The sequence below is a fragment of the Streptomyces tibetensis genome (assembly GCF_007655005.1).
Lineage (GTDB): Bacteria > Actinomycetota > Actinomycetes > Streptomycetales > Streptomycetaceae > Streptomyces > Streptomyces tibetensis.
In genome coordinates, this window is record NZ_SZVW01000006.1 from 332,125 (window position 1) to 358,423 (window position 26,299).

The following is a 26,299-nucleotide window of genomic DNA, read 5'->3' on the forward strand; positions in this document are numbered from 1 at the left end:
GCGGTGTCCGGCAGAACCGGGCACCGCCCTCCGCGTAAGGGTGTGCGCTGCTACTTCGTGGTGCTCGTCGGCGTCGGCGGCGCGAGCGGGGACGCCGCCGCGGACTGCGGGGACGATGCGTTCGCGTACGCCGACGGCGGGGCCATGCCCGCCGTCGGGTCGGCGGGCTGCTCCTGCGCCGGGGCCGTGGCGCCGCCGACGATCCGGATGCCGGCCGCGTCGAAGGCCCGTTTCACGCGCCAGCGCAGCTCGCGCTCCACGGTCAGGGACTTGCCGGGCATGGTCTTGGCCGTGAGGCGCACGACCATCGAGTCCAGCAGCACGCTGTCCAGGCCGAGGACCTCGATCGGGCCCCACAGCAGTTCGTTCCAGGGCTCCTCGGCGCTCATCTTCTCGGCGACCTCGTCCAGGGTGGTCTTCACCTTGTCCAGGTCCTCGCCGGCGTGGACGGTGACGTCGACGTTGGCGGTGGCCCAGCCCTGGGAGAGGTTGCCGATGCGCTTGACCTCGCCGTTGCGGACGTACCAGATCTCGCCGCCGTCGCCGCGCAGCTTGGTCACGCGCAGGCCCACCTCGATCACCTCGCCGGAGGCGACGCCGGCGTCGATCGTGTCGCCGACGCCGTACTGGTCCTCCAGGATCATGAAGACGCCGGACAGGAAGTCCGTGACCAGGTTGCGGGCGCCGAAGCCGATCGCCACACCGGCGACACCGGCCGAGGCCAGCAGCGGGGCGAGGTTGATGTTGAACGCGGAAAGGATCATCAGGGCCGCGGTGCCCACGATCAGGAAGCTCGCGACCGAGCGCAGCACCGAGCCGATCGCCTGGGAGCGCTGACGACGGCGTTCCAGGTTGACCAGCAGGCCGCCCAGGGACGTGCCGTCCACCGTCTGCTCGGTGCGGCTCATCCGGTCTATGAGCTTGGTGATCGCCCGGCGTACCGCGACGCGCAGCACCACCGCTATCACCACGATCAGCAGGACTTGCAGTCCGATCGCGAGCCACGTCGACCAGTTCTGCTCGACCCAGCCGGCGGCGTTCGTCGCGCTCTCCTGGGCGTCCTGGAGCGACGGCACTCTCGGGGACGGGGTCTCCGAGGGGGTCGGCGACGGTGACGGGTCGGCGGCCGACAGGACGGAGAACAGGGACACGGCAGGTACCTCCAGGTGCAGCGGTCTGCCCCGGCGAGGTGGTTCGGGGGGTCAAGGTCACGACTGGGTCACCGAAGGGGCAGAACCACCACACTAACGGGGCATTGTGTGTGCTCCCTCGGGATGTGTGAAGGAGAGACCGTGCTCACCTGGGCTTGAACAGGCCTTGATCCGGGGGATGAATGGGATGTGGTCGAAAACACTCCCAGCCCGTTACGGGGACATGGTGGCGCTTCCACCAGGCATGAGGGGAGACTGGCTACGAATCGTCCCGGCGCGAGCCACGCGCCGCCGGCGTCCAAGGAGGCATCCGTGCCGCATGTCCTGGTCCTCAACGCGTCGTACGAGCCGCTAGGTGTCGTACCGCTCCGCCGCGCGCTCGTCCTCGTCCTCGAGAACAAGGCCGTCTGCCTCGAGGAGTCCGGCGCCTATCTGCACAGCGCGACCGTCACAGTCCCCGCACCCAGCGTGGTCCGGCTCAAGCGATTCGTCCGGGTTCCCTATCGGGGGCCCGTTCCTCTGACCCGGCGGGCGCTGTTCGCCCGCGACGGGGGCCGGTGCATGTACTGCGGTGGCGTCGCAACCAGCGTCGACCACGTCATCCCGCGCAGCCGCGGAGGCAAGCACGTCTGGGACAACGTGGTGGCGTCCTGCCGTCGCTGCAACCACGTGAAGGCCGACCGGCACCTCTTCGAGATCGGCTGGCGGCTGCGCCACAAACCCGCTCCGCCGTCCGGGCTGGCCTGGCGCATCATCGGGACCGGCCACAGGGACCCGCGCTGGCTGCCGTACTTGCAGCCGTACGGCGCGGAGGACGCCATGGCCCGGATCGACGGCATTTCCGCCTGACCATCCGGGCCTTCGTGTCGGCGCACACGGCATGGGTCCGGCCCCGGGAAACCCCCGTTCCCCCGGGGCCGGCCGCTCTTGGGTGCGGTGCCGGGCCGTCCTACGTCATGCGTAGCGCAGCTCCCCCGGCCGCGCCGTGCGGCCCAGCAGTGGCAGCGAGGTCGCCGCGGCGAGCAGGCAGGCGGCGTAGACCGCGCAGGGCGCCAGGGCCATCACCCAGGGGACCGGGTGGTGGCCGAGCCACGCGTACCAGGTGCCGATGGCCGTCCCGCCCAGGCCCGCGAGCAGCACCGCCGGTGCCAGTGGCAGCGCGGTCTCCAGCAGCAGGGCCCGGCCGAGCACCGCGCGCGGCACCCCGGCGGCGACCTGCGCGGCCAGACCGCGGCGGCGGGTGGCCAGGGACTCGGCGGTGCCGACGGCGAGGCCGGACAGGACGATCGCGAAGGCGAGGGCGATGGCGGCGCCGGTGAGGTCGAGGCCGGTGAGGTAGTAGTCCGCGCGCTCGGAGAACCTCTGGGTGCGCACCACATCGCCCATGACCTGCCGGATCCCCAGGAAGCCCGTCCCGACGACCGTCACCAGCAGCACCGCCGCGTGGGTGCGGGCGGCCGCCCAGGGGTCAGCACGCAGCCGCTGCGCCGCGATCAGCGTCGCCGCCGAACGGGCCCGGGCCGCCAGGACCCGACCGGTGACCTCGGCCATGGCCCCGGAGAGCCACACCGCGCCCGCGCCGCCGGCGAGGACGACGCCCACCACCGTCAGCGGCAGTCCGTTGCCCGGCCGGTTGGACGCGGCCGGGGACTCGGTGGCCAGGGCGAGCAGCGCCACCACCCCGACCAGCAGCAGCCCCGCCAGAAACAACAGCCCCGGTCCCCGTCCGGTGCGTGGCGCGACCCTGCGGACCCAGCCCAGGGGCGAGGCGACCACTCGGCGCAGGGCCAGCGCGCTCACCGCCGCGCCCAGCAGCGGCACGGCGACGGCGACCAAGGCGATCCCCGCCCAGGCCAGGGCCGTGGGCTTGTCCCACAGGCGCAGCAGGAGCAGTACGCAGAAGACGGTGGCGACCGCCGAGCCCAGCAGGCCGGCCAGCCCGGTCTCCAGCGCGGCGATCCGCCGCACCTGCCAGGGTGCCGCCCCGGCCAGCCGCAGCCCGGCCAGCCGGCGGTCGCGGTGCACCGCCCCGATGCGGGCGCACTGGCCGAGGAACCCGAGCACCGGCACGAGCAGGAGCAGCAGGCCGGCTATCACCCCCGACCGCGTGCCGGGCTGGTTCAGCAGGCCCGCGGCCACGGGCACGTTGTACTGGCCGCGCAGCGCGGCCAGAGCGACGGCGGCCAGTGCGAACCCGGTCGCGAGCGCCGCACCGGACGCCGTGAGGGTCACACGCCACCACTCGCCGCGGTCGGAACCCCGGGTGAGGTCCCAGGCCAGCCGCAGATCGGCTCTCAGCGACGTCATGCCGTCACCCCCAGCGCGACCACGGCCCCGTCCCGCAGCTGGACCTCGCGGTCCGCGTACGCGGCCACCTGGGCGTCGTGCGTGATCAGCAGGACGGCCGTGCCCGACTCGCGGGCCGTGTGGACGAGGGCCGTCATGACCTGCTCGCCGGCCAGGGAGTCCAGCGCACCCGTCGGCTCGTCGGCGAAGACCACCCTCGGCCCGGTGACCAGGGCCCGGGCCAGCGCCGCCCGCTGCGCCTGACCGCCGCTCAGCTCGCCCGGCCGCAGGTTCTCCTGGCCCCGCACCCCGAACCGCTCCAGCCACTCCCCGGCCCGGGCCCGGGCCTCGGCCCGGCCGGTGCCCGCCAGCAGCAGCGGCAGGGCGGCGTTGTCCAGGACCGTCAGCTCGGGGATGAGCTGCCCGAACTGGAACACCACGCCGAACTCGGTGCGCCGCAGCTCGCTCAGCCGCTTCTCGGGCAGGTCCTCGAGCCGCCGGCCGTCATAGGTCACCGAGCCGGCGTCCGGGCGGACGATGCCGGCCAGGCAGTGCAGCAGCGTCGACTTGCCGCTGCCGCTCGCGCCGGTCACGGCCAGGATCTCGCCGGCGTGCAGCACGACCGACGCGCCGCGCAGTGCGGGGGTCCGGCCGTGCGCCTTGGTGAGACCGCCGGCCGTGAGAAGGGGCACGGGTCTGCTCATGCTGCGTCGACCTCCGCGGTCAGGGTGGTGAGCCGGGCCGCCGTGGTGTTCATCCAGCGGAGGTCGGCGTCGAGGTGATTGAGGGCGTAGTCCGCCGAGAGCACGGTCGCGAGATCGGCTCCCCTGGCGGCCTTGACCGCCGTGAGCTCCCGCATCCGCTCCATGTGCGCGGCGCGCTGGGCGCTCAGGTACCGGGCCGGGTCACCGCCGGAGAGGATCGCGACCACGACCTTGGCGAAGATCTCGTTCGCCACGAAGGGCGCGGGCGGCGCGATCTCCCCGGCCCACCGGGCCAGTTCGTGGGTCCCCTCGTCGGTCGTCCGGTACGCCGTGCGCTCCGGGCCGCCGTCCGAGCCGGTGCCGTCGACCTCGGCGAGGCCGTCCCGCACGAGGCGCTGCAGGGTCGTGTAGACCTGCCCGTAGGCCAGCGGGCGGGCCTGCGGGAACCGTTCGTCGTGGCGTCGCTTGAGGTCGTAGCCATGGCTGGGACCCGTCGCGAGCAGGCCCAGCAGGATGTGGCGGGTGCTCATGCCGATCATTATGCACTGAGTACATGTACTGAGTGAATAGTGGGCGGGAGAAGTCCTCCGGCGAACCCCGGAAGGCTCACTCCGAGACCGCGTACGCCTCCGCCGACCACAGCGAATACCCGTACTGCGTCGCCCGCTTGTCGCCCTGCACGCGCACGAAACGCACGTCCCGTTCGTCCATCGGGACGCTCTCCCGGCCGCCCCGGCCGTCCCGTACCGCGGCAGCGGTGCGCCAGCGGCGGCCGTCCGGGGAGACCTGGACGCGGTAGGAGGCGGGGTGGGCGTCCTGCCAGTGCAGCGCGACCCGGCCGAGCCGCGCCGGGCGGGCCAGCTCCACCTGCCACCAGGCGCCGTCGTCCACCGGCGAGGACCAGCGGGTCTCCGGGTCGCCGTCGTTCGCCGCCGACGCGGGGAAGTCGGGCGTCTCGTCGCCCGAGGAACGGGCGGTGCCGGAGCGGGCCAGGTCGGGGCCGCCGGTGGGCGGGACGGCACGGACGGTGAGCGTGCGCTGCGCTCCCCCGAACCCCAGCCGGACCTCGTACGACCGCATCGGGGCGCCGTGCTCCACGGTCACCTCGACCGGGACCTCCACCGTCGTGCCGCGCCGCACGGTCAGTTCGCCCTTCGGCACCCTGACCCGGACGCCCTCGGGCGCCTCGGCGGTGAGCCTGCCGCGGGCGTCGGCGGGGCGCAGCGACCCGAGCCGGGCGGTCAGCCGCTCGGTCCGGCCGGTCTCGACGTCCGCCCGGTCGCGGGGCAGGCCGAGGGAGGTGGCGGGGGAGTCGCCGAACCACGGGATGAGGTGGTGGACGCGGGAAGGGGCGGGGCCGGTGACCCGCAGGGCGTCGGCGCGTTCCGCCGGCCGCACTTCGGTCGCCCCGGACCCGTCCAGCCGGCCCGCCTCCCGCCAGCCCCGCCCCGGCACGTGCACCTCGACGACTCCCTCGGTGCCCGGCTCCGTCAGGGCCGTCACGGCGGTCAGCGCCCGCGCCCGCGGCAAGCGCAGGGCGCGGCCGTCGCCGGGATTGCGGGGCGGCTCGTGATGGATGCCCGACCAGGCCGCGTACGACTTCTGCGCCCGCCGCAGGAAGGGGTCCAGCACGTCCGTGCCGACCTCGACCGGCGCCGACTCCAGCCGGGCCCGCAGCGCGCCGAGCCTGCGGTACGCGCTCCAGGCCGCCGCCGCGTCCCCGGCGCGCTGCGCGTCCAGCATGCCGAGCGCGGCCGTGCCCGCCTCGCCGTACGAAGCCAGCCGCTGCGCCCAGGGGGCGACCTCGGAGCCGAGGCCGGTACCCGACAGCCGCCGGGGCAGCTCGCGCAGCACCGTGAAGGCCTCGCGCAGCCGCCGGGTGGCCTCGTGGTCGGTTGCGTTTGCGCCCGCCGCGCGGGACGCCCAGTACGCCTCGGTCAGCGGGCGCAGATACGCCGACTCCCCGTCGTCCAGGACCGACGAGGCGTCGTTGCCGGCGAGCGCGGCCAGGGCCTGCTCGCGGCGCGGGTCCCCGCCCGCGAGGTCGGCGATCGCGGCACGCCAGGACTCGCCGGGCCGGTAGGCGCGCGGGTTCCAGGCGTAGTCGGCGGCGGTGAACAGCGGGATGCGGGACGCCTCCGGCTGCTGCATCGCGTTGGCGAGCAGGGCGGCCGAACCGGTCGCGACGGCCGGCTCACGGCCCCGGTACGGGCCGAGGAAGAGGCGGTCGGGGGCGTAGTCGTTGACCGGGTAATTGTCCATGGTGACCAGCGGATGCCCGAACGCCTTGCGTGCGTCGGCCAGTTCGCCGCCCGTGATGGTGCGGGGCACCACCCCGACGCCCGTCCACGCCACCTCGACGTTCGCGGCCAGCTCACTCGCCAGCGCCCGCCGGTAGTCGGTCGTGCCGTCCTCGTAGTACTCCGTCGGCATCAGGGACAGACTCGCCGCACCGGGGTGCCGCTGCGCCAGGTGCCGGGCCACCGCGTTCGCCACCCGGGCCTGCGCCCGCGCCGCCGCCTCGGGGCCGGAGCCGAACCGGTCGGCGTCTTCCCCGCAGTGCCACTCGCTGTAGCTGACGTCCTGGAACTGGAGCTGGAACGCCCGCAAGCCCAGCGCCCACATCGCGTCCAGCTTGCGCGTCAGCGCCCGCACATCGTCGTCCGACGCGAAACACATCGCCTGGCCCGGGGCCACCGCCCAGCCCAGCGAGACGTGGTTGCTGCGCGCCCGCTCGGCCAGCTCCCGGAACCGGGCCCGCTGCGCCGCCGGGTAGGGCTCACGCCAGCGGGCCTGCCGGTAGAGGTCGTCCCCGGGGGCGTACAGATAGCGGTTCTGCTTGGTGCGCCCCATGAAGTCGAGCTGCGCCAGCCGCTGCCGGTGCGTCCAGGCGGTGCCGTAGAAGCCCTCGGTGATGCCGCGTACGGCGGTGCCCGGCCAGTCGCGGACGACGGCCGACGCGATCGTTTGATTGGGTCGCAGGAGCTGCCGCAGCGTCTGGGCGGCGTGGAAGAGACCGTCCTCGCCGGTGCCGGTGAGGGAGATGCCGCCCTGGCCCACGGACAGCTCGTACCACCCGGAGGGCAGGGCGTGGCGGTCGCTCCGGCGGACGGGCTCCGTGCGTGCGTGCACGACCAGGGCGCCCGGCCGGGCCGTGTCCGTGATCCGGTGCGCCCCGGCCTGCCGCAGCAGCTCGCGCAGGGTTGCGACCGCGTGGGGGTCCGCCTGCGCGTCGGTGATCAGCGCGACCTCGTCCGGCACCGCGACCGGGGCGCCGTTCGCGCGCAGCGACTGCGGGCGCGGCCAGACGGAGAGATCCTCTCCGGCGGTGTCGGGGGCCGGCGTCGCGGTCGTGCCCGGGGGAGAAGGGGCCGCCATGGCGGCGGGCGGGGCGACGAGGCTCCCGGCGACGACGGCGACCGCGAGGGCCACGGTCCGCTTCCCACGCCGCAGTCCCACAGGCCCCCTCCAGATGCGTTCGACCGGCGGAACGAGCCCACCACCCGTCCGGTGAGGGTGTCAACGGGAGTGGCCGTTGTGCCTGAAATGCCGGAATCTTGACTGTGTGGAGGGGAGCGGAATGTGAGCAGAAGCACGATGTTCGGTCCGGGGCGTCTGCCTTCGCGTCGACTGGGTAGGGCTGCGATGACCCGTTAAGCAGAAACCGACAAGGAGGCCCCCGTGGCTGCGATGACTTTCCTTCCGCTCCCGGCCCCGTCCAAACCCGTGGCGGACCCGTCCGCCGACCTCGACGACACCCACCACGACGACCCGCGCTACTGCGTTTTCAGCTCCGAGAGCACCCACACCGAACTGCCGCTGACCAGCGAGCCCCCGCTGCCCGACGCCGAGCCCCTCACCAGTGAGCCGCCGCTCGCCGAGGCCGCCCCCCTGACCAGCGAGCCCCCGGCCTTCGTCCCGGAATTCACAAGGATGTAGATGACCGCACCCCGGCCGGCCGACCCGCCCTCCGAGGACCTGTCCCGCCTCGCCGTCCTGCACGGCGTCGCCACTTCCTACAGTCCGTCCCCGGACCGCTCGGTCGCGGCCTCGGCCACCGCGGTCACCCTGACCCTGGCCGCCCTCGGCGTGGACGCGAGCACGCCCGGCGCCATCCGCGCCGCGCTCGCGGCCCGCGAGGGGGAACTGGGCGATCGGCTGCTGCCGCCGACCGTGGTCGGCTGGGGCGGCAGCCCCCCGGCCGCCCTGGCGGCGCTCCCCGAGGGAACCCGGCTGCGCATCGACACCGAGCAGGGCGAGAGCCGCACCGCGGCGGACGGCCTCCCACCCGGCGTCCACGAGCTGACCGCCACCACCCCCGACGGCCGCACCGCCACCGCCCACCTGATCGTCGCCCCGCCCCGCCTGCCCGCCCCGCCCGGACGCTCCCACGGACTCCTCGTCCAGCTCTACTCCCTGCTGTCCCGCCGCTCCTGGGGCATGGGCGACCTCGGCGACCTCGCCGAACTGGCCGGCTGGGCCGGCCGGTCGCTCGGCGCCGGATTCATCCAGGTCAACCCGCTGCACGCGGCCGTACCCGGACCCCCCACCGACCCCTCCCCCTACCGCCCCTCCTCGCGCCGCTTCCCCGACCCCGTGCACCTGCGCGTCGAGGACGTCCCGGAGGCCGCCTACGTCCAGGAACCCGAGCGCCTGCGCGCCCTGCTGGAGAGATCCGGCCGGCTGCGCGAAGCGGTGTTGCGGCAGGGCGCGTTGATCGACCGGGACGCTGTGTGGGAGCTCAAGCGTGAGGCGCTGGAGCTGCTCGCCGAGGTCCCTCTCGGACCCGGTCGGCGCGCCGCCTACTGCGACTTCCTCGCCGGGCAGGGCCGGGCCCTGGAGGACCACGCCACCTGGTGCGCGCTCGCCGAGGTGCACGGCTCCGACTGGCACCGCTGGCCGACCGGCCTGCGCGACCCGCGTTCGGCCGAGACCACCCAGGCCCGCAACGGCCTCATGGACCGGGTCGACTTCTGGTCCCGGCTCGCCTGGCTCACCGACACCCAGCTGACCGCGGCCCAGCGCGCCGGGCGCGAGGCCGGGATGCCGGTCGGGATCGTGCACGACCTCGCGGTCGGCGTGCACCCCGGCGGCGCCGACGCCTGGGCACAGCAGGAGTACTTCGCCGCCGGCATGTCGGTGGGCGCCCCACCCGACGCCTTCAACGCCCGCGGCCAGGACTGGGGTCTGCCGCCCTGGCGCCCCGACCGCCTGGCCGCGTCCGGCTACGCCCCGTTCCGCGAGCTGCTGCGCGCCCTGTTCCGCTACGCCGGAGCACTGCGCATCGACCACGTCATGGGCCTGTTCCGCCTCTGGTGGGTCCCCCAGGGCCACCCGCCGACCGAGGGCACCTACGTCCGCTACGACGCCGAGGCCATGCTCGCCGTCCTCGTCCTGGAGGCTTCCCGGGCCGGGGCGCTGGTGATCGGCGAGGACCTCGGCACCGTCGAGCCCGGCGTCCGCGAGACGCTGCGCGAGCGCGGTGTGCTCGGCACGTCCGTGCTGTGGTTCGAGCGCGACTGGGAGGGCGACGGCCACCCTCTGCCCCCCGAGAGCTGGCGCGCAGACTGCCTGGCCACCGCCACCACCCACGACCTGCCCTCCACGGCCGCCCGCCTCACCGGCGAGCACGTCGAGCTCCGCGACAGCCTGGGCCTGCTGACCCGGCCCCTGGAGGAGGAACGCGCCGAGGCCGCCGCCGACGCGGGGGAGTGGCTGTCCCTGCTGTCCCGGCTCGGCCTGCTGCAGGGCACGGGCGGCGGCGGTGACACCTCCTCGGAGGAGGCCCAGATCCAGGCCGTCCACCGCTTCCTGCTGCGCACCCCAGCCCGCATGGTCGGCGTCTGGCTCCCCGACGGCGTCGGCGACCGCCGTCCGCAGAACCTCCCGGGGACCTGGGACCAGTACCCGAACTGGCGGCTGCCGATCGCGGACGCGCAGGGGCGGCCCGTGACGCTGGAGGACCTCGCCGCCTCGCCCCGGCTGCACGCCCTGATGGAGGTCCTCAGGGGCGGCGGACCGTGAGGCCGGGCCTCTTACGGCACCCCGGGCGCGCGGGCCCGGTCGGCGTTGGATATTTTGACACCGTGGACAAGAAGAACGCCCTGCGCGCCGGCGCCCTGGCAGCCGGTACGACGCTGATGATGCTGCTCATGTCGTCCCCCGCGAGCGCGCTCACCCGCGACGACGGTGACGACCCCGGCCCGGGCCTGAGCGTCATCGAGACGCTGGGCCTCTTCGTCGTGGCCCCGATCGTGCTGTACCTGGTCATCGCCGCTCTGGTGATGGTCGGCGACAAGACGCACAACAGGAAGGACCCGACCTCCTCCAACATCGCCACCAAGGCCGAGGCGACGAGCGAAGTCAAGGCCTGATCAGCGTTCCTCTTCGAGGGCGTCGTCGCGGTCACCGCGGCGGCGCCCTCGTTGTCGTCAGGGCCTCTCCGTCCCCGCCAGCAGTTCCCGCAGGAGGTCGGCCAGGAGGGCGGCCCGTTCCGCGTCCAGGGCGGACAGTGCCTCCGTCTGGACGGCCAGCCCCGCCGCGACCGCCTCGTCGACCACCCCGAGGCCCTTGTCGGTGAGCGTGACACGCAGCCCGCGCCGGTCGTGCGGATCCGGCGAGCGGCGCAGCAGCCCCGCACGCTCCAGCTTGTCCAGGCGCCCCGTCATGCCGCCGGTCGTGAGCATCAGCGTCGCGGACAGCTGACGGGGGGAGAGGGTGTACGGCTCCCCGGAGCGGCGCAGGGTCGCCAGGACGTCGAACTCCCCGCGTGAGATCCCGGACTTCGCGTACGCCTTGTCCATCCGGTCGCCCATCGCGAGCGTGAGCCGGCCGACCCGGCCGAAGACCTCCATGGCGGCGGTGTCCAGGTCGGGCCGGACCGTGGCCCACTGCTCGATGATCGCGTCGACGGCGTCCTTGCGCTGCTCAGGGCGTTCGCTCATGCCTCGAGTATCCGCCCTCACTAGGTCACCCGCAAGAAAGTAGCTTGACGGAAAGTTGCTTAGCGCTAAGCTACTTTCTGCCGACCTACTTTGAAGGGTGTCTTCCCATGGCCGCCTCCCGCCCGGCTCTCATCGCCCTCACCGCCCTCGCCCCGATCTCCTGGGGCACGACCTACGCGGTCACCACCGAGTTCCTCCCGCCCGACCGCCCCCTGTTCACCGCCCTGGTGCGCGCCCTGCCCGCCGGTCTGCTGCTGCTCGCCCTCGCCCGGGTGCTGCCGCGCGGCGCCTGGTGGTGGAAGGCGGCGGTGCTCGGCGCGCTGAACATCGGCGCCTTCTTCCCGTTGCTGTTCCTCTCCGCCTACCGGCTGCCCGGCGGTCTGGCGGCGGTCGTCGGCTCCGCCGGTCCGCTGTTCGTGGCCGGGCTCTCGGCGCTGCTGCTCGGGCAGCGGCCGACCCGGCGCACGCTGCTGACCGGGGCCGTGGCCGCGTTCGGGGTCAGCCTCGTCGTGCTGCGGGCGGCCGGGGCGCTGGACGCGCTCGGCGTGCTGGCGGCCGTCGCCTCCACGGCGTCGATGTCCACCGGCACGGTGCTCACGAAGCGGTGGGGCCGCCCCGAGGGCGTCGGCCCGCTGGCGCTGACCGGCTGGCAGCTGACCGCGGGCGGCCTGCTCATCGCGCCGCTCGCCTTCCTCGTCGAGGGCGCGCCGCCGGCGCTGGACGGCCGGGCGGTCGGCGGCTACCTCTACCTCGCCCTCGCGAACACGGCCCTCGCGTACTGGCTGTGGTTCCGCGGCATCGGCCGCATGACCGCCACCCAGGTCACCTTCCTCGGCCCGCTCTCCCCGCTGACCGCGGCCGTCGTCGGCTGGGCGGCGCTCGGGCAGGCGCTGACGCCGGTGCAACTGGTGGGCATGGCGCTGGCGTTCGGGGCGACGGTGGCGGGGCAGTTCGTCACCCGGCCGTCGCGGACCCTGGACCGCACGCGGTGGCCCGTTCGCACGAAGCCGACGGACGCGCGGGGCGGGGCGCTGCGGCGGTAGGGGTGGGGCCTTGCGATGATCGGTTCATGCGCGCCGCCCGGCTCCTCTCCCTCGTTCTCCTGCTGCAGAACCGGGGCAGGCTGACGGCCGACGAGCTCGCGGAGGAGCTGGGTGTCTCGACCCGGACCGTCTACCGGGACATCGACTCACTGAGCAGCGCGGGCATTCCGGTCTACGGGGACGCCGGGCACCGTGGCGGCTACCAGTTGCTCGGCGGCTACCGGACCCGGCTCACCGGACTGCACGCCGACGAGGCCGAGGCGTTGTTCCTGGCCGGGGTGCCCGGTGCGGCGGACGACCTGGGACTGGGCGAGGTGCTCGCGGCGGCACAGCTGAAACTGGTTGCGGCGCTCCCGACCCCCCTGCGGGACCGAGCCGACCGGATCCGAGAGCGCTTCCACCTCGACGCTCTCGGCTGGTACAGGGCGCAAGACTCCCCACCCGTTCTCGTAGCGCTCGCCGATGCCGTGTGGAACCAGCGGCGAATCCAGGTGCGCTACCGCCGCTGGGCCGAGCCGCAGGAGGTCGAGCGCGAACTCGACCCCTACGGCCTGGTCCTCAAGGCGGGCGTCTGGTACCTCGTCGCAGCGGTGGACGGCGCGGTGCGTACCTATCGGGTGTCGTCGATCCTCCGCTTGATCGTCGGGGAGGACGGCTTCGAGCGCCCCGAGGGCTTCGACCTGGCCGCCCACTGGCAGGACTACCTCACCGCCTACGACGCCCGCAGGCTGCGGCTTCAGGCCTCCCTCCGGATCGCTCCGGCACTGCTCACCGCACTGCCGGACCGCCTGGACGCGGCACTGGTCTGCGCCGTCGAAGCGTCGGCGGGTCCGCCGGACGGCGACGGCTGGGTGACAGCGACGGTACCGCTGGAATCGGTCGACCTGGCGGTGCCCCTACTGCTGTCACTGGGGCCGGACATCGAGGTGCTCGCCCCCGAGGAGTTACGCCGCAAGATCGCGGAGACGGCGGCGGCCGTGCTCGACCGGTACCGACCAGCGGACACATCAGACGGGGCGGGGGCCGGCGACCTCAGCAGCAGTCCGGCGGACAGGGTCGCCGACAGCGCAAGGGCGGCAAGGACTGCAAAGCCGTAGCGCGTGTCACTGTGGTCGGTGACCATCGCGACCAGGAACATCACCCCGACCGTGGCCGCCAGCCCGCCACCATTCGCCAGCCCGAAGGCCCTGCCCACCGAGGCAGCGTCTGCCGAGGCCATCAGCATGGTGCGGGAGGCGATCCGGGCCTGCCCGAAGAAGAACGCACCCAGTGGCACCCCGACGAGGTATCCGGCGATCCCGAACTGGCTCTGCAGCACCAGGCAGACATTGCAGAGCAGAAAGCCCACGACGGCGATGCGAAGGTCCGTACTGCGTCTGCCGACGATCCGGTAAGCACCGGCGGCCACCAGGAAACCGAGGCACCCGAGGCCGTCCACGACACCGAACGTCCCTGCGCCCAAGTGGAGTTCACCGATCACGGCGGTGGGCAGCAGGGCGTTGAAGACCGTGACGACCACGCTCCCCTGGGCGTAGAGCAGGATGAAGCGGCGCATCCGCAGCGGCCCACGCGTAGCCGCCCGGGCCGGAGCCCGCTCCAAGTCGACGGCGGCCGTCGGCACCCGGTCCGGGCAACGCCCCACCGCAGCGACGCAGAGCGCCGAGACCATGAAAGTTCCGGCGTTGAACACCAGCAGCGGTACGGCACCGAACGCCTGGACGCACAGCCCGCCGACCGTCGCCGAGAGCAGCATCCCTGCCTGGGTCGCCATCTCGTAGCGGGCGTTGAACCGCCGCAGGCTGTCCGCCGGAACCCGTTCCTTGATCAGCGCGGAGCTGGCCGGGAAGAACAGGGCACCGACCACGGCGAGCGCCAGATTGGCGCTGTAGATTCCGGATCCCGGGGCGCCACCGCAGGCCAGCCACAGCGGTAGCCCTAGGGCCAGCGCCGCGCTGGTGACATCGCAGCCGATCCACAGGGCCCGTCGGTCGAACCGGTCGGCGAGCCGGCCGAAGAACGGCGACAGCAGCGCCTGTGGCCCGGCGACGGCGATGAACAACCAGCCGACAGCCATCATGGTCTGCTGCTCCCTGATCATGAGCAGCGCCCCGACGATGAGCTGGACATTGTTGCCGAGAGCGGTGGCGAAAGCAGCGGGCACAAGCAGCCGCTCGGCGCGGCGGGAGTGGTGGCTGAGGATCATGGCACCACTGTCCAGAGGTTCGCTGACATCTTGTGTCAGTGAAGTTCTCGCACCACGAGGTCCCGTGGGGCGACGTCATCTGCACCGTGGTGCCGAAGTGCCCCGCCTGAGCCACAGTTGTCCGGTCGTGGCTTCGGATGCCTCTCCGAAGGGGCGTCCGCTGCGGAGGAGGGCAGACGAGGGGGCGTCCGCTGCACCTCCGCTGCGGAGGAGGGCAGACGAGGGGGCGTCCGCTGCACGTCCGCTGCGGAGGAGGGCAGACGAAGGGGCGTCCGGTGCACCGGACGCCCCTTCTGTCGGCGAGGGAACAGCCGCCGGGGTTACTCCCCGGCCGCCGCGTCCGCCCGCTGGGCCCGCAGGGCGCGCTCGACGCCCGCGCGGGACTCCGAGACCAGGCGGCGCAGGGCCGCGCTCGGCTCGGCGGAGGCCAGCCACGCGTCCGTCTTGTCCAGGGTCTCCTGCGACACCTGGACCGTCGGGTAGAGGCCGACCGCGATCTGCTGGGCCATCTCGTGGGAGCGGGACTCCCAGATGTCCTTCACCACCTCGAAGTACCGCTCCGCGTAGGGGGCGAGCACCTCACGCTGGTCGGTCTGGACGAAGCCGCCGATGACCGCCTCCTGCACGGCGTTCGGCAGCTTGTCGGAGTCCACGACCGACGCCCACGCCTCGGCCTTGGCCTCCTCGGTCGGGCGGGCCGCACGGGCCGTGGCCGCGTGACGCTCACCGGCGGCCGTCCGGTCCCGCTCGTACTCGCCCGCGATCTCCGCCTCGTCGAACCGGCCGACCGCCGCGAGCCGCTGCACGAACGCCCACCGCAGCTCCGTGTCGACGACCAGGCCCTCGATGGTCTGCGAACCCTCCAGCAGCGCGTCCAGCACGTCCAGCTGCTCCGGCGTGCGGGCCGTCGCGGCGAACGCGCGCGCCCACGCCAGCTGGTGGTCGCTGCCCGGCGCCGCCGCCCGCAGGTGCGCCAGCGTCGCGTCGGTCCAGCGGGCCAGCAGCGCCTCGCGCGCGGCCGGGTCGGCGTACAGGTCGATCGCCAGCTTCACCTGGCGGTGCAGCGACTGCACGACACCGATGTCGGACTCCTTGCCGATGCCGGACAGCACCAGCGACAGGTAGTCACGGGCCGCGAGCTCGGCGTCCCGCGTCATGTCCCAGGCCGACGCCCAGCACAGGGCGCGCGGCAGGGAGGACTCGAAGTCGCCGAGGTGCTCCGTGACGAAGGCCAGCGACTGCTCGTCCAGGCGGACCTTCGCGTACGACAGGTCGTCGTCGTTGAGCAGGATCACGGCCGGGCGGCGCTCGCCCACCAGCTGCGGCACGGCCGTCAGCTCGCCGTCCACGTCCAGCTCGATCCGCTCCCGGCGGACCAGCTTGCCGCTCGCCTCGTCGAGGTCGTACAGGCCGACGGCGATCCGGTGCGGGCGCAGCGTCGGCTCGCCCTTGGCGCCGGCGGGCAGGGCCGGGGCCTCCTGGCGGATGGCGAAGGCGGTGACGACCCCGTCGGCGTCCGTCTCGATCTCCGGGCGCAGCACGTTGATGCCGGCCGCCTGGAGCCACTTCTCCGACCAGGTCTTCAGATCGCGGCCGGAGGTCTCCTCCAGCGCGCCCAGCAGGTCCGACAGGCGCGTGTTGCCGAAGGCGTGACGCTTGAAGTACGCCTGCACGCCCCGGAAGAACTCGTCCATGCCGACGTAGGCGACGAGCTGCTTCAGGACGCTGGCGCCCTTGGCGTACGTGATGCCGTCGAAGTTGACCAGGACGTCGTCCAGGTCGCGGATCTCGGCCATGATCGGGTGGGTGGAGGGCAGCTGGTCCTGCCGGTACGCCCACGTCTTCATGGAGTTGGCGAAGGTGGTCCACGCGTGCGGCCAGCGCGACCCGGGCGCGTGCGCCTGGCAGGCGATGGAGGTGTAGGTGGCGAACGACTCGTTCAGCCACAGGTCGTTCCACCACTCCATGGTCACGAGGTCGCCGAACCACATGTGGGCCAGCTCGTGCAGGATGGTCTCGGCGCGCATCTCGTACGCGGCGTCGGTCACCTTGGAACGGAAGACGTACTGGTCGCGGATGGTCACCGCGCCGGCGTTCTCCATCGCGCCCGCGTTGAACTCCGGCACGAACAGCTGGTCGTACTTCTCGAACGGGTACGCGTAGTCGAACTTCTCCTGGAACCACTCGAAGCCCTGCCGGGTCACCTCGAAGATGGCGTCCGAGTCGAGGTACTCCGCGAGCGAGGGCCGGCAGTAGATGCCGAGCGGGACGGACTGGCCGTCCTTCTCGTACACGCTGTGCACCGAGTGGTACGGGCCGACGATCAGCGCCGTGATGTACGTCGAGATGCGCGGCGTCGGCTCGAAGACCCAGACGTTGTCCTGGGGCTCGGGGGTCGGCGAGTTGGAGACGACGGTCCAGCCCTCGGGGGCCTTCACGGTGAACTGGAAGGTCGCCTTCAGGTCCGGCTGCTCGAAGCTCGCGAACACCCGGCGGGCGTCCGGGACCTCGAACTGGGTGTAGAGGTACGCCTGTTCGTCGACCGGGTCGACGAACCGGTGCAGGCCCTCACCGGTGTTGGTGTACGCGCAGTCGGCGACGACCCGGAGGATGTTGCGACCCTGGAGCAGGCCGGGCAGGGCGATCCGGGAGTCCGCGAAGACCTCGGCCGGGTCGAGGGAGTCCCCGTTCAGGGTCACCTCGTGCACGGCCGGTGCCACCAGGTCGATGAACGACTCCGCGCCGTTCCCGGCCGTCACATCGAAGCGCACCGTGGTCACGGACCGGTAGGTGCCGCCCTCCTGCGCGCCGGAGAGATCGAGTTCGATCTCGTACGAGTCAACGGTGAGCAGCTGCGCCCGCTGCTGCGCCTCTTCGCGGGTCAGGTTTGTGCCAGGCACGCGGTCATCTCCTCGTTATGGGTGGGTTGCGTCATCTTTCCACGGCGCCTCGGCGTCAGGCGACGACCCGGGTGTCTTAGAGGGATACCCCTCGGGAGGCGAGGGTCCGGGCGAACTCGCGCACCCCGGCCGACTCCCCGTCCCGGTGCCACACCAGGCCGAGCGCCGACTCCGGCACGCCCTCCACCGGCACGAACGCCACGTCCTCGCGCCGGTGGTACGCGGCCGTCGGCCGGCACAGCAGCATCCCCGCGCGTCCGGCGGCGACCTGGGTCAGCCCCTCCTGCAGGGTGGTCACCGCCGGGCCGGGCACGGCGGTCGGTGCCTGGGCGGCCCGCCAGTACGCCGAGGCCGGGGGCGCGGCCGTGACCAGCGGCGTCCCGGCGACCTCCGCCGCCGTCACGGCCGTACGGGAGGCGAAGGGATGGTCCTGTGCGACCGCGACGGTCTGCGGCCGGCGCGAGAAGACGGGACCGAGCACGAGATCCGGCTCCTCCACCGGAAGCAGGACGACGGCCGCGTCCACCGCCCCCTCCCGCACCCCGCCGAACGGATCGGCGAGCGGGATCTCCACCAGGTCCGCGGCGCACTCCGGGTGCGCGGAGCGGAAGGCCCGCACCGCCGCCGCCAGCCGCGTGTCCGCCGTCCCCTGGAAACCGATCCGCAGGCTGCCCTCGACGCCCCGGGCGGCGGTCCGCGCGTCCTCCACGGCGTCCCGCAGCCCGCCGTACGCCGGGCGCAGCCGCTCCACGAACCGCTCCCCGAGCGGGGTCAGCGCGACCCGGCGGCTGGTCCGCCGCACCAGCCGCCCGCCCACCCGCCGCTCCAGCGCGCTCAGCAGCTGGCTCACCCGGCTCTGCGAGACGTAGAGCCGCTCGCCGGTCCGCCCGAAGTGCAGTTCCTCCGCCAGCACCAGGAAGCACTCCAGTTCGCGCAACTCCAGCCCCGCCACCGTCTTTCCCTCCCGTTCCGATCGATCAGTCCCGCTCATGGAAGGGTGAGGACTTCGCCGTTGTTCCCGGCCGGGCGGCGCAAAAGGGTGGAGGCATGCCCTCCACGACCTCCGTTCCGGAGACCACCGCCCTCGCGCCGGCCCACCCGTGGCCCGCTGCCCTCGCCCTCGCCACCGCCACCTTCTCCGTCGTCACCACCGAGATGCTCCCCGTCGGCCTGCTCACCCCGCTCGGCGACGGCCTGCGGGTCTCCGCCGGCACCGCCGGGCTCGCCGTCACCCTGCCCGGCCTGGTCGCCGCGGCGAGCGCGCCGCTGCTGCCGATCGCCGCCCGCCGCGCCGACCGGCGCACGGTCCTGTGTGCCCTGCTGCTCCTGCTGACGGCCGCCAACCTGCTCTCGGCCCTCGCCCCGCACATCGCCGTCCTGCTGCTCGCCCGCACCCTGGTCGGGGTGTGCATCGGCGGGGTGTGGGCGATCGCGGCCGGACTGGGCACGCGGCTGATGCCACCGCACCGGGCCGGACGGGCGACCGCGCTGATCTTCAGCGGGATAGCGGTCGCCTCGGTGCTGGGCGTGCCGGCCGGCACGTTCCTCGGCTCGCTCGCGGGCTGGCGCTGGACCTTCGCGGCACTCGCGGGCGTGACCCTGACGGTGGCAGCGGCCCTGTTCCTCGTGCTGCCGCCGCTCCCGCCCGGCACGCCCGTCGGCCCCGGCACGTTCGCCCGGCTGCTGCGCACGCCCGGCGTCGGCCGGGGCCTGCTGGCGGTGGCGCTCCTGGTCACCGGCCACTTCGCGGCGTACACGTACGTCCGCCCCGTGCTGGAGCGGGTCCCGGACCTCGGCGCGGGGACGGTGAGCACCCTCCTCCTCGGCTACGGCCTGGCGGGCGTCGCAGGCACGTTCGCGGGCGGCGCACTGGCGGCCCGCGACCCCCGCAGGGCCCTGCTCCTCATCGCGGCCGGACTCGGCGCGGTGGTCCTGCTGCTGATCCCGGCGGTGGATTCACCGGCGGCGTCCACGGCCCTGCTGGTTATGTGGGGCCTGGCCTACGGAGGTGTCTCGGTCTCCGCCCAGAGCTGGCTGTCGGCCGCGGCACCCCGGGCGCGGGAAGCGGGGTCGGCGCTCTTCGCGGCGGTCTTCAACACGGCCATCGCGCTGGGGGCGTTCACCGGCGGCCGGACGGCGGACGCGCTGGGGCCCGCGGCGGTGCTGGGCGTGGGCGGCGCACTGGCGCTGCTGGCCGTGCCGGCCGTGCTGAGCGCGGGAACGCGACGTCCGGATCCCGCCGGTGCGCAGGCCCCCCGCGCGCGAGCCTGATGAGCATGACGACGACCAGGTACACGGCCCGCCCCATCGCCCCGCAGGTGCTGAAGGAACTCCGCGTGACGGACGACGCCGGACGCCCGACGGCCCCGTTCCCCGACACCGAGGGCGGCGCCCCCCTCCGCTGCTGCCTGCGCCGCAGCGACCCGGGCGAACGCATCGCCCTGGTGTCCTACGCCCCGCTGCGTCGCTGGGCCGCAGAAACGGGCGCCACCCCGGGCGCCTACGACGAACAGGGCCCGGTCTTCATCCACGCCGAGGACTGCGAGGGCCCGGCCGGCGACGCCCTGCCCTTCACCGACGACCACCGCACGCTCCGCCGCTACTCGGCCGAGGGGCACATCCTGGGCGGACGGCTGGTCGAAGGCACCGCCGCCGCCTTCCCGCAAGCCCTCAGGGAAGCATTCGACGACCCGGCCGTGGAGCTCGTCCACGTCCGGGCCGTCGAGTACGGCTGTTTCCTCTACGAGGTGCGCAGGGGGCCCAAGGAGGGCAGGGACTAGCCCTTCAGCTCCGCCGCCACCAGCTCCGCGATCTGGACCGCGTTCAGCGCAGCGCCCTTGCGGAGGTTGTCGTTGGAGACGAAGAGGGCCAGGCCGTTGTCCACCGTCTCGTCGCGGCGGATGCGGCCGACGTAGGACGGGTCCTTGCCGGCGGCCTGGAGGGGGGTCGGGATGTCGGAGAGCTCGACGCCCGGCGCCTCCTTCAGCAGCTCCGCCGCGCGCTCCGGGGAGATCGGGCGGGCGAAGCGGGCGTTGATCTGGAGGGAGTGGCCGGAGAAGACCGGGACGCGCACGCAGGTGCCGGAGACCTTCAGCTCGGGGATCTCCAGGATCTTGCGGGACTCGTTGCGGAGCTTCTGCTCCTCGTCGGTCTCGTTCAGCCCGTCGTCGACGATGTTGCCCGCGAGCGGCAGCACGTTGAAGGCGATGGGGCGCTTGTAGACGCCCGGCTCGGGGAAGTCGACCGCCTCGCCGTCGTGGGTGAGCTTCTCGGCGTCGGCGACGACCTTCTGCGTCTGGCCGTGCAGCTCGGCCACGCCCGCGAGACCGGAGCCGGAGACCGCCTGGTACGTGGCGACGACCAGGGCTTCCAGGCCCGCCTCGGCGTGCAGCGGACGCAGCACCGGCATCGCGGCCATGGTCGTGCAGTTCGGGTTGGCGATGATGCCCTTGGGGCGGTCCTTGATCGCGTGCGGGTTCACCTCGGAGACGACCAGGGGCACCTCGGGGTGCTTGCGCCACGCGGAGGAGTTGTCGATCACCACGGCGCCCTGGGAGGCGACCTTTTCGGCCAGCGCCTTGGACGTGGCACCGCCCGCGGAGAACAGGACGATGTCCAGGCCGGTGTAGTCGGCGGTCGCCGCGTCCTCCACCGTCACGCCGTCCAGCTGCGACCCGGCGGAGCGGGCCGAGGCGAACAGGCGCAGCTCGGTGACGGGGAAGTTCCGCTCCTTGAGGATCCTGCGCATGACCGTGCCCACCTGTCCGGTGGCTCCGACGATTCCGACCCTCACGGTGACTCCCTCTCCTGCGTCTCTTCACGTACTCGTTGCTTGGCCGAGGCTTTTCCATCATGCGGCCGACCACGGCCCGCCTGTCCACTTCTTTCCCCGGTCTGCCCGGAGAGTGGGACGGCTCGTCCCGCTCCATGGTTGCGGACCTGCGGTGTCGACCCCGCTGAGCTGGAGGAATTCGTCCGGCAGGGGTCGTGCGCCGCAAGCTCGCCTGCCCATGCCGGTCCCGGCCACACGGAAGTGTGATGTACGCCTCGGCCGACCGCGACCGCGGTCGGCCGGATCCGGGCGGAGCGCTGCGGATCCAGGCGGAGCGCTGCGGATGCCGCCGGACCAGGATGGAATCCGCGGGACCGCGCCAGAACCAGCCGGACCGCGACGGACCCGCCGGACCGTGATGGAACCCGGCCGAAAGACCACCGAACGTTCCGGGCCGTCCCGGCGTCGTAGGAGAAACACGGCTAGGGGGGTGGCTTGTGCTGTTGCGCGGGAGGGCCCGGCGCGCCAGGGAGGCGCACGCCGGGTCCGGCGATGTTCCGCTGAGACAGGGCGATCGCCGGAGGGAGACCGATCCGCTGGATGCGGCACAGGAGCGCCGGGTGCGGGCGGTGCTCGCGCTCGGCGGTGTGCCGCAGGCGGACCTGCCGGACGGGGTACAGCAGGTCCGCCTGCGGCTGCTGGAGCGGGCCGCGAGCGGCCGGGAGGCGCCGCGGGACGTCTCGGCGTGGGCGGCGGTCGTCGCCTCCAACCTCGCGATGGACTGGCACCGGGCCAAACGGCGCCAGGAGCGGCTCGGGGAGCGGCTGGCCGCCCTGCGCCAGACGGAGCATCCTTCCGGCGAGGACAGCAGCGTGCTGTCCGTTGCCGTCGCCCAGGGCCTGGACGAGCTGCCCGACGCCCAGCGGCAGGTCGTCGTCCTGCGTTTCTACGCCGACCTGCCGGTCCGGTCCATCGCCGAGCAGCTCGGCATCCCGGAGGGCACGGTCAAGAGCCGGCTGCACACGGCGGTACGGGCCCTGCGCGCCCGCCTGCACGAGGACGAGGTGGTGTGACGTGACCGCCCAAAAGGACCAGGCCGGGCGCGACGGGGCCGATGCGCTGATGGCGGCGATCACCGGCGAGGCGCCACCGCACGAGGCCCGCACGAGCGAGGCCTTCATGGCCGAGTACCGGGCCGCGACCGCCGACGTGGGGTTGCTGCGCGAGCAGCTGGGCCTCATCGGGCACGCCCTCGCCGAGCCCCCGGAGGTACCCGGATCCGAGACCGGCGGCGGCGCCTCCGTGACACCGCTGTCGGCGCGCCGTAGGCGGCCCGAGCCCCTGGTCGTGGCCCTGAAGGGGCTCGTCGCGGCGGTCGGGGCCAGTCTCGTGATCGGCATGGGCTGGCTCGTCGTCCAGAGCGGCGACATGGGCGCCGGGAGCGACCAAGGCGGGTCGACCGCCGCCGACAGCTCCGCCGGGCGGCCGCACACCGAAGCGGACGCCAAGCTCGGCAACACCGGGTACCTCGCCTGTGCCCGGATCGTCGTCGAGGGCACCGTCGCCGAGGTCGAGACCGTTCCCGGTAGCGGCCAGGACCGGATCACCCTGGACGTGACGCGCTACTACAAGCCCGACAAGGGCCGGGCGCAGATCACCTTCCCCATGGAGACCGGCGCCGTGCCCTCGCTCCGAGCCGGTGACCACATGCTCGTCGGTGTCTCCGGCGACCAGGCCCACCCGGACATGTGGGCGACGGGGGAGAAGGAGATCGCCCGCGAACGGGCGTGGATCACCGACGCGCTGCCCGCCTCGCGCGCCATCCCGTGCCCGTGAGGAACAGCGAGAGGGGCGGGCGCCCGTACGGACGCCCGCCCCACCGATGCCGCGATGCCGCTACGGCAGGACCTTCTCGATCTTCACGCTGCCCAGGCCCGCGACCGTGCCGCGCGCGTTGACCAGCTGGACCTGGCCGAAGAACTCACGCCCCTCGGGAGCGGCCGCCGCGGCGGTGACGCTGCCCGAGACCGTCGCGGAGTCGCCCGTGCCGAGCTTCACCGGAGCCGACCCGTCGACGGTGACGCTGCCGAGGGAGGGGGAGAAGAACACGTCCTGGTAGTCGTACTCCGTGGTGCCGGCCGGCACCGAGTAGCCGACGACCTCGATCGAGTACGTCCCGGCGGCCGGGGCGGGGAGGGAGACCGACTCCTCCGAGTCGCCGTCGGCGGAGCTGCCGACCTTCGTGCCCGACGCGTCGTACACGGCGAGGTCCAGGTCCGCGGCGTTGTCCGAGACACCGCCGATGGCGACGTCCAGCGACTTGGCGCCCGCGGGCACCTCGACCGTCGTGGTCTGCGTCTCGCCCTGCTTGATCGAGGGGCGGGCCACCTTGGCCGAGCCGAGCGGGCCGCCCACCAGCTTGCCGTCGAGCGCGGCGAAGCCGTTCGTCACCTTCCAGGAGGCGGCGGCCGGGGTGCCGACCTTCGCCTCGGGCACGGTCACGGTCTCCGGGTCGAAGGCCGCGCCGAGCACGGCGACGTCCAGCTTGTACGGGTTGTCCAGCAGCGGCGACGTACGGCGCGACTCGACCTCGATCTCCCAGACGCCGGCCTGCGGGTCGGCGTAGGAACGCACGTCCGGGCGGCAGGTGTTGGCCGGGTTGTCGTAGTTCGGGTAGCAGTTGATCGTCGACGACGGGTCCGACGGCACGCCGTGCGGGTGGATGGAGATGAACCGGGTCTGGCTCTTGTCCTTCAGCCCGCTCATCGCGACCTCGAGGGCCTTGGCGCCCTCGGGGACGGTGACGAAGTAGTGCTGGGTGCTGTTGCGCTGCACCGAGTCCGACGCGGAGAAGGTGTACTTCAGCGGCGCGGAGACCACGACCGTGCTGAGGACCTGCTCGTCGATGCCCTCGGTCTTCGGGTCGTCGACCTCCAGGATCGCGCTCTTGAGGCCGGCGGACTTCGGCGCGGCCTGGACCTTGACGGTCACCGGCTGGTTCAGCGGCAGCTTCACCTCGTCGGAGCCGACGATGCGGAACGTGCCGCCCGCGTTGTTCTCGAGGTGCAGCTCGTGCCGGATCGCCTTGTCGGCGCCGGACGTACGGGTCAGGGTGATCTCGTACGTCTTCTTCTGACCGGCCTTCAGGCCGCCTTCACGGTCGTAGAGGCCCGTGCCGAAGCCCGGGGTCTTCAGGAACTGGTCGATCGCGGTGTCGACCGGCGCCTTGACCGAGTAGGTGTGCGCGGTGGCGTCGTCGCGGATCGCGTCCCAGGCGTCGGGGATGTTCATCAGGCCCACGCCCTCCTCGTACGCCTGCACACCCTTGATGTGGTCGGCGGTGGAGGTGAGGGCTGTGCGCAGGGTCGCCGGCGTGAGGTCGATCTTCTTCTGCTTGGCGGCCGACACCAGCAGCGCCGCGGCGCCCGTGGCCTGCGGGGAGGCCATCGAGGTGCCCTGGAGCATCGAGTAGCCGGCCGGCAGGGTGTAGCCCGCCTCGGCGACCGGGGAGCCCGGCAGCCAGGTCTGCGTGGTGTTGATCGCGGCGCCCGGGGCGACCAGGGTCGGCGTGAAGCCGCCGTCCTCACGCGGGCCGCGCGAGGAGAACGGCATCATCGCGTACTTCTTCTCCACGACCGAGCCGTAGTTGGCGGCCCAGGTCTCCTTGGAGACGGACGCGCCCACCGAGATGACCTTGTCGGCCAGGGCCGGGTCGCCGATGGTGTTGGCGCCGGGGCCGGAGTTGCCCGCGGAGATCACCAGCTGGACGCCGTAGTCGTCGATGAGACGCGTGTACAGCTCGGCGCGCGCGTTGTTGCCGTCGTTCAGCGCCGGCAGGCCGCCGATGGACATGTTGACGATGTCGACACCGCGCTTGGTGACGAGGTCGATCATGCCCTCGGTGAGCGCCACGTTGGTGCAGCCGCCGGACCAGGTGCAGGCGCGCGAGGAGACCAGCTTGGCGCCCGGAGCGGCGCCGTTCATCCTGCCGCCGAACAGGCCATTGGCGGCGGTGATGCCGGCGACGTGCGTGCCGTGCTCGGACTCGATGACGCCGATGTTGACGAAGTCGGACTTCTTCCCGGCCCAGGAGCCGCCCAGCGGGTCCATCGGGACGTCCTTGCGGATCTCCACGACGAACGGCTGCCGCTCGGCGATGTCGGTCTTCGGGTCGTCGGTGCCGAAGTACCCGACCTGCTGGCCGTCCTTGTACGGCTTCATCGGCGCGTCGTCGGCGAAGTCGTTGTTGTTGTTCAGGTCGACCCGGACCGTGCCGGCCTTGGCGTCGTACAGCACGCCCCAGGCATCGGTGGTGTCGCCGTCGCGGTTGGCGTCGCCCTTGGCGTCGCCGCCGGCGGTGTACGACTCCTTGAAGAGGCTGACGGCGTAGGAGCCCGCCGGTGCCTTGTACGACTGGCCCTGGTAGGTGAAGGCCGGGCCGGACACGGCCGTGACCATCGGGCGCCAGGTGTTGTCATTGTCGATGATCGGGTCGGTCGCCGTCACCCAGTCGACGATCTTCCGCTCACCGGTCGTCGTCTTCTGCAGCGCCGGGTGGCCGAGGTCCACGCCGGAGTCCAGGATGCCGATGGTGACACCGCGTCCGTCGGCCTTCGGGTGGTCCTCGACGAAGTCGACCGCGCCCGTCTCGAACGACGGGTTGTACGGGTTCTCGGCCGGGGTCTTCTTCCCCGGTGCCGGGTAGGTGCCCTTCGCGGCCTTGGCGCCCTCGGCGGTGTCCGCGCTCGGCGTCGGGTCGTCCAGCGGGATCTCCTCGCGCAGGTCGATGCCGTGCACGGAGGACAGCTTCGCGGCGGCGGCGATCGCCGAGTCCGCCTTGGCCGTCGGGACGGTGGCCCGGACGTAGCCCAGCTTGTCGTCGGCCCGGCCCACCGAGCCGCCCTTGACCGCGTCCAGCTGCCCGGCGACCTGCTCGGTCTTCCCGGGCGCGGTGGCGATCATCATCGTGACGGTCTTGTCACCGTCGGCCTTGGCCTCCGCGAGCAGATCGGCGTCGTCCGAACCGAGCTTGGCGTGCGCGGACTTGACGCCTTGGTCGGCCGGGGCGTCCGCGCCCGGCCCGTCGGCGGAGAAGGCCATCGGGATCGGCCCGGCCGCGGAGAGCGCGGCGACGAGACCGGCGGCCACGGCGATGCGTGCCACACGTCTCGGGCCCGATATCTGATCGCGCGGGGTGGGAAGGGTCATCGGCATCCCTTGTAGGTAAAGGAACGAGCGGGAAACGACCGGGGTCGATCGGCCCTGGTCGCGCAGGGTCCGAACGGCAGGCCCGGAC

The 26,299-nt window shown here is 73.1% G+C and carries 20 protein-coding genes and 1 pseudogene; 10 read left to right on the forward strand and 11 right to left on the reverse strand.

Translation table 11 applies throughout. The features are described 5' to 3' along the window. Positions 1-50: 50 nt before the first annotated feature. On the reverse strand, positions 51-1,151 hold the full coding sequence (locus FDO69_RS13030; protein WP_104779943.1) for a mechanosensitive ion channel family protein: 1,101 nt from the start codon (positions 1,149-1,151) through the stop codon (positions 51-53). A gap of 312 nt (positions 1,152-1,463) precedes the next feature. On the opposite strand from FDO69_RS13030, the gene FDO69_RS13035 reads away from it, so the two are divergent. Continuing rightward, the gene (locus FDO69_RS13035; protein ID WP_033314199.1) at positions 1,464-2,000 is read left to right on the forward strand and encodes an HNH endonuclease; all 537 of its coding nucleotides are present in this window, start codon (positions 1,464-1,466) and stop codon (positions 1,998-2,000) included. Between the two features lie 105 nt (positions 2,001-2,105). Here FDO69_RS13035 and FDO69_RS13040 read toward each other — a convergent pair whose 3' ends face one another. From FDO69_RS13040 to FDO69_RS13055, 4 genes are all read right to left on the reverse strand, one after another. Continuing rightward, positions 2,106-3,458 carry an FtsX-like permease family protein gene (locus FDO69_RS13040; RefSeq protein ID WP_104779944.1) on the reverse strand — a complete coding sequence of 451 codons (1,353 nt, stop codon included), beginning with the start codon at positions 3,456-3,458 and terminating at the stop codon, positions 2,106-2,108. Further along, positions 3,455-4,141, reverse strand: a complete 687-nt coding sequence (locus FDO69_RS13045) for an ABC transporter ATP-binding protein (protein ID WP_104779945.1) — start codon at positions 4,139-4,141, stop codon at positions 3,455-3,457. The genes FDO69_RS13040 and FDO69_RS13045 overlap by 4 nt, the downstream gene beginning before the upstream one ends. Then, entirely contained in the window at positions 4,138-4,671 is a 534-nt protein-coding gene (locus FDO69_RS13050) for a PadR family transcriptional regulator (protein ID WP_104780020.1), read from the reverse strand. Before FDO69_RS13050 ends, FDO69_RS13045 begins: the two co-directional genes overlap by 4 nt. 76 nt (positions 4,672-4,747) lie before the next feature. Beyond that, on the reverse strand, positions 4,748-7,600 hold the full coding sequence (locus FDO69_RS13055) for a glycoside hydrolase family 84 protein (protein WP_104779946.1): 2,853 nt from the start codon (positions 7,598-7,600) through the stop codon (positions 4,748-4,750). A gap of 222 nt (positions 7,601-7,822) precedes the next feature. Between FDO69_RS13055 and FDO69_RS13060 the strand changes: the two genes are divergently transcribed. From FDO69_RS13060 to FDO69_RS13070, 3 genes are all read left to right on the forward strand, one after another. Further along, positions 7,823-8,080, forward strand: coding sequence for a hypothetical protein (locus FDO69_RS13060; RefSeq protein WP_104779947.1), 258 nt, complete (start codon positions 7,823-7,825; stop codon positions 8,078-8,080). Continuing rightward, positions 8,081-10,165, forward strand: coding sequence for a 4-alpha-glucanotransferase (malQ, locus tag FDO69_RS13065; protein WP_104779948.1), 2,085 nt, complete (start codon positions 8,081-8,083; stop codon positions 10,163-10,165). It begins immediately after the preceding gene. A gap of 62 nt (positions 10,166-10,227) precedes the next feature. Then, positions 10,228-10,515 (forward strand): hypothetical protein, encoded by a 288-nt coding sequence (locus FDO69_RS13070; RefSeq protein ID WP_104779949.1) that lies wholly within the window; start codon positions 10,228-10,230, stop codon positions 10,513-10,515. Between the two features lie 57 nt (positions 10,516-10,572). Here the strand turns inward: FDO69_RS13070 and FDO69_RS13075 are convergent, their stop codons facing one another. Then, the gene (locus FDO69_RS13075; RefSeq protein ID WP_104779950.1) at positions 10,573-11,085 is read right to left on the reverse strand and encodes a MarR family winged helix-turn-helix transcriptional regulator; all 513 of its coding nucleotides are present in this window, start codon (positions 11,083-11,085) and stop codon (positions 10,573-10,575) included. Positions 11,086-11,192: 107 nt separating this feature from the next. On the opposite strand from FDO69_RS13075, the gene FDO69_RS13080 reads away from it, so the two are divergent. Together FDO69_RS13080 and FDO69_RS13085 are read left to right on the forward strand one after the other, a co-directional pair. Beyond that, positions 11,193-12,128, forward strand: a complete 936-nt coding sequence (locus FDO69_RS13080; RefSeq protein WP_234387916.1) for an EamA family transporter — start codon at positions 11,193-11,195, stop codon at positions 12,126-12,128. Between the two features lie 26 nt (positions 12,129-12,154). Continuing rightward, a complete protein-coding gene (locus tag FDO69_RS13085; protein ID WP_104779951.1) occupies positions 12,155-13,225 on the forward strand; it encodes a helix-turn-helix transcriptional regulator in 1,071 nt (356 codons plus the stop codon). Positions 13,226-13,356: 131 nt separating this feature from the next. On the opposite strand, the pseudogene FDO69_RS13090 reads toward FDO69_RS13085, so the two are convergent. The 3 genes and pseudogenes from FDO69_RS13090 to FDO69_RS13100 form a co-directional block, all read right to left on the reverse strand. Further along, a pseudogene (locus tag FDO69_RS13090) lies at positions 13,357-14,331 on the reverse strand (MFS transporter); the annotation flags it as partial. A gap of 320 nt (positions 14,332-14,651) precedes the next feature. After that, a complete protein-coding gene (gene pepN, locus FDO69_RS13095) occupies positions 14,652-17,231 on the reverse strand; it encodes an aminopeptidase N (RefSeq protein ID WP_104779952.1) in 2,580 nt (859 codons plus the stop codon). A gap of 76 nt (positions 17,232-17,307) precedes the next feature. Next, positions 17,308-18,183: a LysR family transcriptional regulator gene (locus FDO69_RS13100; RefSeq protein ID WP_104779953.1), complete on the reverse strand. Its 876-nt coding sequence runs from the start codon at positions 18,181-18,183 to the stop codon at positions 17,308-17,310. 95 nt (positions 18,184-18,278) lie between these two features. Between FDO69_RS13100 and FDO69_RS13105 the strand changes: the two genes are divergently transcribed. Further along, positions 18,279-19,502, forward strand: coding sequence for an MFS transporter (locus tag FDO69_RS13105; RefSeq protein WP_104779954.1), 1,224 nt, complete (start codon positions 18,279-18,281; stop codon positions 19,500-19,502). Positions 19,503-19,507: 5 nt separating this feature from the next. Continuing rightward, the gene (locus FDO69_RS13110) at positions 19,508-20,011 is read left to right on the forward strand and encodes a DUF1203 domain-containing protein (protein ID WP_104780021.1); all 504 of its coding nucleotides are present in this window, start codon (positions 19,508-19,510) and stop codon (positions 20,009-20,011) included. On the opposite strand, the gene FDO69_RS13115 is transcribed toward FDO69_RS13110, so the two are convergent. Beyond that, entirely contained in the window at positions 20,008-21,024 is a 1,017-nt protein-coding gene (locus tag FDO69_RS13115; protein ID WP_104779955.1) for an aspartate-semialdehyde dehydrogenase, read from the reverse strand. The two genes, FDO69_RS13110 and FDO69_RS13115, sit on opposite strands and share 4 nt — an antisense overlap. A 479-nt stretch (positions 21,025-21,503) precedes the next feature. Between FDO69_RS13115 and FDO69_RS13120 the strand changes: the two genes are divergently transcribed. Further along, positions 21,504-22,076 (forward strand): RNA polymerase sigma factor, encoded by a 573-nt coding sequence (locus FDO69_RS13120; protein WP_389827949.1) that lies wholly within the window; start codon positions 21,504-21,506, stop codon positions 22,074-22,076. Position 22,077: 1 nt separating this feature from the next. Continuing rightward, positions 22,078-22,839 carry a hypothetical protein gene (locus tag FDO69_RS13125; RefSeq protein WP_234387918.1) on the forward strand — a complete coding sequence of 254 codons (762 nt, stop codon included), beginning with the start codon at positions 22,078-22,080 and terminating at the stop codon, positions 22,837-22,839. 60 nt (positions 22,840-22,899) lie between these two features. On the opposite strand, the gene FDO69_RS13130 is transcribed toward FDO69_RS13125, so the two are convergent. After that, positions 22,900-26,211, reverse strand: a complete 3,312-nt coding sequence (locus FDO69_RS13130) for a S8 family serine peptidase (protein ID WP_104779956.1) — start codon at positions 26,209-26,211, stop codon at positions 22,900-22,902. Between the last annotated feature and the right edge of the window lie 88 nt (positions 26,212-26,299).

What these genes read in the sequence shown, in the direction of transcription:
- FDO69_RS13040 (WP_104779944.1), bottom strand. Translation starts at nt 3,458, where the DNA reads ATGACGTCGCTGAGAGCCGATCTGCGGCTGGCCTGGGACCTCACCCGG.
- FDO69_RS13045 (WP_104779945.1), bottom strand. Translation starts at nt 4,141, where the DNA reads ATGAGCAGACCCGTGCCCCTTCTCACGGCCGGCGGTCTCACCAAGGCG.
- FDO69_RS13050 (WP_104780020.1), bottom strand. Translation starts at nt 4,671, where the DNA reads ATGAGCACCCGCCACATCCTGCTGGGCCTGCTCGCGACGGGTCCCAGC.
- malQ (WP_104779948.1), top strand. Translation starts at nt 8,081, where the DNA reads ATGACCGCACCCCGGCCGGCCGACCCGCCCTCCGAGGACCTGTCCCGC.
- FDO69_RS13075 (WP_104779950.1), bottom strand. Translation starts at nt 11,085, where the DNA reads ATGAGCGAACGCCCTGAGCAGCGCAAGGACGCCGTCGACGCGATCATC.
- FDO69_RS13080 (WP_234387916.1), top strand. Translation starts at nt 11,193, where the DNA reads ATGGCCGCCTCCCGCCCGGCTCTCATCGCCCTCACCGCCCTCGCCCCG.
- FDO69_RS13085 (WP_104779951.1), top strand. Translation starts at nt 12,155, where the DNA reads ATGCGCGCCGCCCGGCTCCTCTCCCTCGTTCTCCTGCTGCAGAACCGG.
- FDO69_RS13105 (WP_104779954.1), top strand. Translation starts at nt 18,279, where the DNA reads ATGCCCTCCACGACCTCCGTTCCGGAGACCACCGCCCTCGCGCCGGCC.
- FDO69_RS13110 (WP_104780021.1), top strand. Translation starts at nt 19,508, where the DNA reads ATGACGACGACCAGGTACACGGCCCGCCCCATCGCCCCGCAGGTGCTG.
- FDO69_RS13130 (WP_104779956.1), bottom strand. Translation starts at nt 26,211, where the DNA reads ATGACCCTTCCCACCCCGCGCGATCAGATATCGGGCCCGAGACGTGTG.